This window comes from Citrobacter werkmanii (genome assembly GCF_008693645.1).
GTDB classification, from domain to species: Bacteria; Pseudomonadota; Gammaproteobacteria; order Enterobacterales; family Enterobacteriaceae; genus Citrobacter; species Citrobacter werkmanii.
In genome coordinates, this window is the sequence record NZ_CP044101.1 from 4,148,636 (window position 1) to 4,157,681 (window position 9,046).

Annotated in this window: 8 protein-coding genes and 3 tRNA genes; 6 read left to right on the forward strand and 5 right to left on the reverse strand. The window is 53.3% G+C overall.

Translation table 11 applies throughout. The features are described 5' to 3' along the window. Positions 1-12: 12 nt before the first annotated feature. Together gcvA and FOB24_RS20445 are read right to left on the reverse strand one after the other, a co-directional pair. Positions 13-930 carry a glycine cleavage system transcriptional regulator GcvA gene (gcvA, locus tag FOB24_RS20440; RefSeq protein WP_038633269.1) on the reverse strand — a complete coding sequence of 306 codons (918 nt, stop codon included), beginning with the start codon at positions 928-930 and terminating at the stop codon, positions 13-15. Positions 931-1,292: 362 nt separating this feature from the next. Continuing rightward, the gene (locus tag FOB24_RS20445) at positions 1,293-1,520 is read right to left on the reverse strand and encodes a YgdI/YgdR family lipoprotein (protein ID WP_016154261.1); all 228 of its coding nucleotides are present in this window, start codon (positions 1,518-1,520) and stop codon (positions 1,293-1,295) included. Between the two features lie 192 nt (positions 1,521-1,712). Here FOB24_RS20445 and csdA point away from each other — a divergent pair, with 192 nt between their 5' ends. Together csdA and csdE are read left to right on the forward strand one after the other, a co-directional pair. Beyond that, positions 1,713-2,918, forward strand: a complete 1,206-nt coding sequence (csdA, locus tag FOB24_RS20450; RefSeq protein WP_085048929.1) for a cysteine desulfurase CsdA — start codon at positions 1,713-1,715, stop codon at positions 2,916-2,918. Next, positions 2,918-3,364 (forward strand): cysteine desulfurase sulfur acceptor subunit CsdE, encoded by a 447-nt coding sequence (gene csdE / locus FOB24_RS20455; RefSeq protein ID WP_069324527.1) that lies wholly within the window; start codon positions 2,918-2,920, stop codon positions 3,362-3,364. Before csdA ends, csdE begins: the two co-directional genes overlap by 1 nt. A 78-nt stretch (positions 3,365-3,442) precedes the next feature. Here csdE and tcdA read toward each other — a convergent pair whose 3' ends face one another. Both tcdA and mltA read right to left on the reverse strand, forming a co-directional pair. Continuing rightward, entirely contained in the window at positions 3,443-4,249 is an 807-nt protein-coding gene (tcdA, locus tag FOB24_RS20460) for a tRNA cyclic N6-threonylcarbamoyladenosine(37) synthase TcdA (protein WP_038633280.1), read from the reverse strand. Positions 4,250-4,383: 134 nt separating this feature from the next. Beyond that, a complete protein-coding gene (gene mltA, locus FOB24_RS20465) occupies positions 4,384-5,481 on the reverse strand; it encodes a murein transglycosylase A (protein WP_150345390.1) in 1,098 nt (365 codons plus the stop codon). 205 nt (positions 5,482-5,686) lie between these two features. On the opposite strand from mltA, the gene FOB24_RS20470 reads away from it, so the two are divergent. From FOB24_RS20470 to FOB24_RS20480, 3 genes are all read left to right on the forward strand, one after another. Beyond that, positions 5,687-5,763: transfer RNA gene (locus FOB24_RS20470), tRNA-Met, on the forward strand. Between the two features lie 48 nt (positions 5,764-5,811). Further along, a tRNA-Met gene (locus tag FOB24_RS20475) sits at positions 5,812-5,888 on the forward strand. Between the two features lie 151 nt (positions 5,889-6,039). Continuing rightward, positions 6,040-6,116: transfer RNA gene (locus tag FOB24_RS20480), tRNA-Met, on the forward strand. 75 nt (positions 6,117-6,191) lie between these two features. On the opposite strand, the gene amiC is transcribed toward FOB24_RS20480, so the two are convergent. After that, positions 6,192-7,445, reverse strand: coding sequence for an N-acetylmuramoyl-L-alanine amidase AmiC (gene amiC / locus FOB24_RS20485; RefSeq protein ID WP_042310761.1), 1,254 nt, complete (start codon positions 7,443-7,445; stop codon positions 6,192-6,194). Positions 7,446-7,679: 234 nt separating this feature from the next. On the opposite strand from amiC, the gene argA reads away from it, so the two are divergent. Then, the gene (argA, locus tag FOB24_RS20490) at positions 7,680-9,011 is read left to right on the forward strand and encodes an amino-acid N-acetyltransferase (RefSeq protein ID WP_038633289.1); all 1,332 of its coding nucleotides are present in this window, start codon (positions 7,680-7,682) and stop codon (positions 9,009-9,011) included. Positions 9,012-9,046: the final 35 nt, after the last annotated feature.

Sequence of the window (9,046 nt, forward strand, 5' to 3'; positions counted from 1 at the left end):
ACCCTACGTAATTTATTGTTCATAACGAAAGCGGAATTTTTCTTGTTCCGAGGCCGCTTTCGCCAGTATCCACTGACGGAAGGCGGCTATTTTACCCAGTTCTGCCTGACTGTCATGACAAACCAGATAAAACGCGTTTTTGCTGACCAGAACATCGTTAAACGGACAGACCAGACGTCCGGCTTCAATTTCGGACTGCGCCATAACGTTATTCGCCAGCGCAATCCCCTGTCCATGGATAGCAGCCTGTAGCACCATGGCGCTATGGCTGAAGATAGGTCCTTGCTGTACGTTGATATGATTCAGGCCAAGCTGGCGCGTATAGGCTTGCCAGTCACGCCGCGACGCATCGTGCAACAATGTGTGTTTTGCCAGATCATCCGGCGTCTTCAGCGGCTTATCACCAGTAAGTAACAGCGGCGAGCAGACCGGCAATAAATATTCTGCGTACAATTTTTCAACGCGCAGACCCGGCCAGTTGCCGCGTCCGTAGAAAATCGCCACATCAACATCGTCAGCCAGTTTGTCTTCCTGACGGTCCACCGCCTGGATCCTGACATCGATTCCCGGATAAGCTGAGTTAAAGCTAGAGAGTCTGGGCACCAGCCATTGGATCGCGAAACTGGGCAATAAACTAACGGTAAGCGCACCTTTTGCACTGCGTGCCTGAAGTTTACGCGTCGCGTCAGTTAATTGCGAAAAAATCTCTTTGATGTCGAGGAAATAGCTTTGACCCTCTTCTGTTAACAGCAGAGATCGATTGCGTCGACGAAACAGCTTCAGCCCCAGGAAATCCTCAAGTGACTTGATTTGATGACTTACTGCGGCCTGCGTCACAAAAAGCTCTTCCGCTGCGCGGGTAAAGCTCAAATGGCGCGCTGCGGCATCAAAAACACGCAATGCATTTAGGGGTGGTAATCGTTTTGACATGACTTTTAGGCTTTGATGTTAAATAAATTTAACAATTATCTAACAGGATGTAACCTATTAGTTTTTTTTATCTGAGCCATTATAAATTGTCCGTTGAGGTTCTACCAGCAAATACCTATAGTGGCGGCACTTCCTGAAGCCGGAACGAAAAGTTTTATCGGAATGCGTGTTCTGGTGGGCTTTTGGCTTACGGTTGTGATGTTGTGTTGTTGTGTTTGCAATTGGTCTGCGATTCAGACCATGGTAGCAAAGCTACCCTTTTTCACTTCCTGTACATTTACCCTGTCTGTCCATAGTGATTAATGTAGCACCGCCAAATTGCGGTGCTTTTTTTTGTCCGACTTTCTGTCGATGGCGACCGGTTAGTTATCCAGTTCTACCATCTCTTTCACATCGGTACGGTTGATCTGCTGTTTGTTGCCGTTAGCGTCTTTATACGAAATCATTCCCGTTTCATTGTCGGTCTGTGGCTTGCCATCAGATACGATTGATCGACCATCGTTGGTGTGCATCACGTAATTCGATCCAGAACAGGCGCTCAGGGCAAAAGTCAGCATACAGGCAGAGATAATTGCGGCAGTCTTTTTCATCTTCTTCTCCTTAAAGCGATTTATGCTATTAAAAACACACTCCGTAACAGGCAAAATTGCTCGCCTAACGCTATTTAGCATAAGACACTGTGAGGACTTTGCCAGGATATCCAGAGTATTCCGATGGTTAGCACAACCCTTGTGTCAGCGCCTGTTTTGCGCGACGATCGGTTTATTGAACTGAGGATGACCATGAACGCATTTAATCCCGCGCAGTTTCGCGCACAATTTCCCGCACTCAACGATGCCGGCGTCTACCTCGACAGCGCTGCTACTGCACTGAAGCCGCAATCCGTGATTGAGGCGACCCAGCAATTTTATAGCCTGAGCGCCGGGAACGTGCATCGCAGCCAGTTTGCCGAAGCGCAACGCCTGACCGCGCGCTATGAGGCCGCACGGGAAAAGGCCGCGCGCCTGATCAACGCCCCGGATGACAAAACGATAGTCTGGACCCGTGGCACAACGGAAGCTGTCAACATGGTTGCCCAAAGCTATGCGCGTCCGCGCTTACGGCCGGGCGATGAGATTATCGTCAGCGTGGCGGAACATCATGCCAATCTCGTTCCGTGGCTGATGGTGGCAGAGCAAACGGGCGCTAAGGTAGTCAAACTCCCGCTCAACGCCCATTTGCTACCGGACGTCGAGCGTCTGGTTGAGCTCATCACTCCGCGCAGTCGCATTCTGGCGCTGGGGCAGATGTCGAACGTCACCGGCGGTTGCCCGGATTTAGCCCGCGCCATTACGCTCGCCCATGCGGCTGGCATGGTGGTGATGGTTGATGGCGCGCAGGGAATTGTGCATTTTCCCGCTAACGTGCAGCAGTTAGATATTGATTTCTATGCCTTCTCGGGCCACAAGTTGTATGGCCCTACCGGTATTGGCGTACTGTATGGTAAGCCAGAATTACTGGAAGCCATGTCACCGTGGCTCGGCGGCGGCAAGATGATTAGCGAAGTCAGCTTTGACGGTTTCACCACCCAGGCGGCCCCCTGGAAGCTTGAGGCCGGTACGCCTAACGTAGCTGGCGTCATCGGGCTAAGCGCGGCGCTCGAGTGGCTGGCGGACATTGATGTTGCGCAGGCCGAAAACTGGAGCCGGGGTCTGGCGACGCTGGCAGAAGACGCCCTGGCGAAACGTCCCGGTTTTCGTTCCTTCCGTTGTCAGGACTCCAGTCTGTTAGCCTTTGATTTCGCTGGCGTTCATCACAGTGATATGGTGACGCTGCTGGCCGAATATGGCATTGCGCTGCGCGCAGGGCAACACTGCGCACAACCACTGCTGGCGGAGCTGGGCGTATCCGGGACCCTACGCGCCTCTTTTGCGCCCTATAATACGCAAAGTGATGTGGATGCGTTGGTCGCAGCCGTTGACCGCGCGCTGGAAATATTGGTGGATTAATGACAAGCCCTTTATTCGCCGGACACCCGTTTGGCACAACCGTAACGGAAGAGACGTTGCGTACTACGTTTGCCCCGCTCAGCCAGTGGGAGGATAAATATCGTCAGCTAATTCTGCTGGGTAAGCAGCTTCCGGCGCTGCCGGAGGCGCTAAGGGCGCAGGCAAAAGAGATTGCGGGGTGTGAAAACCGCGTCTGGCTGGGATATACCCTGCACGAGAATGGCACCCTGCATTTCTTCGGCGACAGCGAAGGCCGCATTGTGCGCGGGCTGTTGGCGGTATTGCTCACCGCCGTTGAAGGTAAAACCGCAGCCGAGTTACGGGCGCATTCACCCATGGCGCTATTTGACGAGTTAGGGTTAAGCGCGCAACTCAGCGCCTCGCGAAGCCAGGGCCTGCATGCGTTGAACGAGGCGATTCTTGAGGCTGCCCGGCAAGCCGGATGACGACGGCTGATGCGTCTTATCCGGCCTATAACACCGCACGAACTGTAGGTCGGATAAGCATAACGCCATCCGACACAATCAACTCTGGCGCGCCGCTTTCGCCATCATCTTCTTCAGCGCATGGGAAACGGCTACAAAGCCAAAGGTAGCCGTCACCATGGTGGCGGCGCCAAACCCTGAGGCGCAATCCATACGTTTCGGCCCTTCCGCCGTCGCCTTCATGGCACACACCGAGCCATCTGCCTGCGGGTAAACCAGCGCCTCGGTCGAGAACACGCAATCCACGCCCAGCTTGCCTTTACTGTTTTTCACCACGCCAAAATCACTCTTCAGCCGCTCACGCAGCTTGGCCGCCAGCGGATCCTGAATGGTTTTTGCCAGATCAACCACCTGAATCTGCGTCGGATCGATCTGCCCGCCCGCACCGCCGGTGGTTACCAGCGGAATCTTATTACGCCGACAGTACGCAATGAGCGCCGCTTTCGGGCGCACGCTGTCAATCGCATCGATGACATACGAATAACCCGCATTCATATACTCCGCAACGTTATCTGGCGTAACAAAATCATCGACCACGTTCACCCGGCACTCCGGGTTAATCTGGCGGATACGTTCCGCCATCACCTCAGCTTTTGCTAAACCAACGTTATCGCGCAGCGCATGGATCTGACGGTTAGTATTGGTAACGCAAACATCATCCATATCGATGAGCGTAATCGCGCCAATGCCGGTACGCGCCAGCGCTTCCGCCGCCCACGATCCCACACCGCCAATCCCGACCACGCAAACATGCGCGCCGGCAAATAACTGCAGCGCATTTTCGCCATACAGCCGCGCCGTGCCGCCAAAACGCTGACGCCAGGCGTCACTGATAACCACAGACATAGAACCTCAAATATAGAAAACAAAAAGAGCGGACAAATACCGCCCTTGATGACTGCATCACTGCCTGATGGCGGCTACGCCTTATCAGGCCTACTCAGTAATGTAGGCCGGATAAGCGAAGCGCCATCCGGCAATTAACCGCTAAATACGTTACCCGCGTTGGCCGCTGTTTTCAGCACCCATACGCGACCGTAGTGATTATACCACCCGGCACGATGTCCGGCGTCAGCGCCAATGCCCTGATAGATATCAAAGTGCTGGCCTTTAATCGCACCGCCCACATCCAGCGCCACCATCAGGCGCAGTTCATATTGACCGGTGAACTTACCGTTATTGTCCAGCAAGGGGACTTCCGCCAGTAACGTGGTGCCCGCAGGAATGATACTGCGGTCAGAAGCCACGGATGCGCGGCCAATCAGCGGTACCGCGCTGGCCCCTTTCACCGGCGCAAAAGATTGCGGCTTAAAGAAGACAAACGATGGGTTCTGCTCCAGCAGCTCACGCACTTCGGCCTCGCTGTGCGTCTCTCCCCAGTGGCGAATGGCCTGCATCGACATATCTTCTTTTTTCACTTCGCCACGATCAATCAACACCTTACCGATACTGCGATAGGCATGGCCGTTTTTCCCGGCATAGCTAAAGAAGTTTAGCGGGCTGCCGTCGCCAAAATCGATATAGCCACTGCCCTGAACATCCATAATAAAGTTGTCCATCAGGGAGTTGCTGTACGCCAGAATATAATTATCGCTTAGCGCGCCTGCGTAGATCTCGGCACGAGAGGGTAAACGTCCGCGTTTTGGCGGCATGCGATAGATAGGATACTGGAACTCGCCCTGACGCGTGTGGCGCGCCTGAATAACCGGCGTGTAATAACCCGTAAACTGGACGTTACCGTAGTTGTCCGCCCCTTCCATTTGCCACGCGTCAATACCAAACTGACGCATGCTGCGCGTATCACCGCCCGCACGTAACCATTGCTGGATAGCGTTGTAGACGTTGCTCTGGTTACCGTACAAACGCGGCGAAGCGCTGCGAATTTGATTAACCTGCTCGGCGAAATCACCGGCATTGATTGGCGCGCCAACCGCATCAGGCTGGTTCACCAGTGAGAAAGGCTGGGTAAATTTCCCGTCTTTATACTGCTGCCCACGATCGGTGGGTTTTGAGGAACACGCGGCGAGCATCGCAACGACTGCTCCCACCAGAAGATATTTTGCCCAACGTCCTTTCATTGTTCTCGTCTTATGTTGCCTGAATGCGAGACGAAGATAACAAACCCCCGTACCTAATGAAATGCGTATGCATACCCGAACGCAAATTTTGCGCAAAAAATAATCCAGAATACGTTGTTTTTGTTCATTTTCACCCTTAAAACGTGATCGAGGTGAAAAAAGGGTTGCATGAAAATGCGAGCAGAGTATAGTGCGCATCCACGGACGCGGGGTGGAGCAGCCTGGTAGCTCGTCGGGCTCATAACCCGAAGGTCGTCAGTTCAAATCTGGCCCCCGCAACCAATTAAAATCAGAAGCAGTAACGTTACTCGATGGAAGAGTAATGACGGACGCGGGGTGGAGCAGCCTGGTAGCTCGTCGGGCTCATAACCCGAAGGTCGTCGGTTCAAATCCGGCCCCCGCAACCAATCATATTTGCTGCAATATTTTTGCAAAGTAGTTCGAATCACAGCAAGGCGGCGACGCAGTGAATCCTTAGGAGCTTACTCCAGTAAGTGACTGAGGTGAACGAGGAAAGCCAACGCAGATGTGGTTTGAAATACGAAGCAAAAAGACGGACGCGGGGTGGAGCAGCCTGGTAGCTCGTCGGGCTCATAACCCGAAGGTCGTCGGTTCAAATCCGGCCCCCGCAACCAACACATTAAGCACCTTAACGGGTGTTTTTTTGTATCTGTCGTTCGTAAAAAAAAGCGCTTTTCAGCGCTTTTTTGTTATCCCCTTCTCGCCAGCGTCGCACCATCGGCAAAGTAGGCTTTAATCCCTGCCAGAATCGACTCCGCCACTTCCTGCTGGAAGGTCGCCGTCTTCAGCTTACGCTCTTCTTCGACGTTACTGATAAATGCCGTTTCCACGAGGATAGAGGGAATATCCGGCGCTTTCAGCACCGCGAACCCGGCTTGCTCAACCTGATTCTTATGCAGGTTGTTGATTTTACCAAGCTTATTCAGCACCGCTTTGCCAAACTTCAGGCTGTCGGCGATGGTCAGCGATTGCACCATATCGAACATGGTGTGGTCGACATAACGGTCACCGCTTTTGCTAACGCCACCGATGAGATCCGAGGCGTTCTGGGTTTGGGCCAGATATTTTGCCGCGGTACTGGTCGCCCCTTTAGTCGAGAGCGCAAACACCGATGAGCCGCTGGGTTGCCGGCTGGTAAAGGCATCGGCGTGAATAGAGACAAACAGGTCCGCACGCTGTTTCTGCGCTTTCGCCACACGCACTTTTAGCGGAATGAATATATCTTCATTACGCGTCATAAAGACCTTCATGTTGCCCTCTTTCTCAATAAGGGCCCGCAGGCGACGGGCAATTTGCAGTACCACATCTTTTTCACGCGTCTTGTATTTCCCCACCGCACCGGAGTCTTCTCCACCGTGCCCGGGATCCAGCATAATGACAATCGGACGATCGCGCCCCGCTTTACCCGGCTGCGGACCACTTTGCGCAGGCGGCACCTGTTTATCCAGATCGCCCTTGTTGTAATCTTCAAGCAGCGCCAGCAACGGATCCTGAACATCCTGCGCATTGGCAGGATAAAGATCCATGACCAGACGCTCTTTAAAACCGGCGACGGGGGCCAGGGCAAAGAGTTGCGGCTTCACATTCTGTTTCAGCTCGAACACCATCCGCACGGTCTGCGGGTCAAATTGCCCGACTCTCGCCGACTTAATATAGGGATCGTCAGGACGAATCTGCGCGCCGATGCCCTTAAGCACCGAGTTCAAATTAACGCCTTCAATATCGACAACCACACGCTCAGGATTACTCAGGGCAAACTGTTTGTATTTCAGCAAACGGTTGGATTCCACCGTGACGCGGGTATAACTGGACGCAGGCCAGATACGAACGGCAACGACCTGACTCACGGCAGCCAGACCAACCTGACTGACGCTCAAAAGCCACATAGCACCCGCACCTTGCAGTAAACGACGGCGACTGATTGCTGAATTGGATCCCGACATGCTTCTCCCGAGCAAAAGAAATCTTTATTGAAGTAATACGTAAAACGTCCGAATTGACCGGAAACTTTAACGAATGACGCATAATCTGTCATCTATAAAAGGGTAAACATTCTTTTTATATTCACGGCATTACTGAAAAAAATCTTCGGCATGAGTAAAAATTACGCTTGCGCACAGCACCAAAACAGAATAAAAATACACAAATTACGAATAATCATGCAATGAGGGTGTGCCGTGGTGAAGGAGCGTAGAACCGAACTGGTACAGGGATTCCGCCATTCTGTTCCCTATATCAATACCCATCGGGGAAAAACGTTTGTCATTATGCTGGGCGGCGAAGCCATCGAGCATGAAAACTTTTCCAGTATCGTCAATGACATTGGGCTTCTTCATAGCCTCGGCATCCGCCTTGTCGTGGTCTATGGCGCACGACCGCAGATTGATGCCAATCTTGCGGCGCATCATTATGAGCCGGTGTACCACAAAAATACGCGCGTCACCGACGCTAAAACCCTGGAGCTGGTCAAACAGGCTGCGGGATTGCTCCAGCTTGATATTACCGCCCGCCTGTCGATGAGCCTGAATAATACGCCATTGCAGGGTGCGCATATCAATGTGGTCAGCGGTAATTTTATTATCTCCCAGCCGCTGGGCGTTGATGACGGTGTGGACTACTGCCATAGCGGGCGTATTCGTCGTATTGATGAAGAGGCCATTCACCGTCAACTGGACAGTGGCGCGATAGTCCTGATGGGGCCAGTCGCCGTATCCGTTACCGGTGAAAGTTTTAATCTGACGTCAGAAGAGGTCGCCACGCAGTTGGCTATCAAACTGAAGGCGGAGAAAATGATTGGCTTTTGCTCCTCCCAAGGGGTCACCAACGATGATGGCGATATTATTTCCGAATTGTTCCCTAACGAAGCCCAGGCGCGCGTCGAGTCACAGGAAGAGAAAGGTGACTACAGCTCAGGTACGGTGCGCTTCCTGCGTGGTGCGGTGAAAGCCTGTCGCAGTGGCGTACGCCGCTGCCACCTGATCAGCTATCAGGAAGATGGCGCGTTGCTGCAGGAACTGTTCTCACGCGATGGCATCGGTACGCAAATCGTGATGGAAAGCGCGGAACAAATTCGTCGCGCCACCATTAACGATATCGGCGGCATTCTGGAACTGATACGTCCGCTGGAACAACAAGGCATTCTGGTCCGCCGCTCCCGCGAACAACTGGAAATGGAGATCGACAAATTCACCATTATTCAGCGCGATAACCTGACCATCGCCTGCGCCGCACTGTATCCTTTCCCGGAAGAGAGGATTGGCGAAATGGCCTGCGTGGCGGTACACCCGGATTACCGTAGTTCGTCACGTGGGGAAGTATTGCTGGAGCGGATCGCCGCGCAGGCCCGGCAAATGGGGCTGAGTAAGCTGTTCGTACTGACCACCCGCAGCATCCACTGGTTCCAGGAACGCGGCTTCACGCCGGTGGATATCGACCTGCTGCCGGAAAGCAAGAAAGAGATGTACAACTATCAGCGGCGATCAAAAGTGCTGATGGCTGATTTGGCCTAGGCGTGGCTGCCGGATGCGGCATAACAGCCGCATCC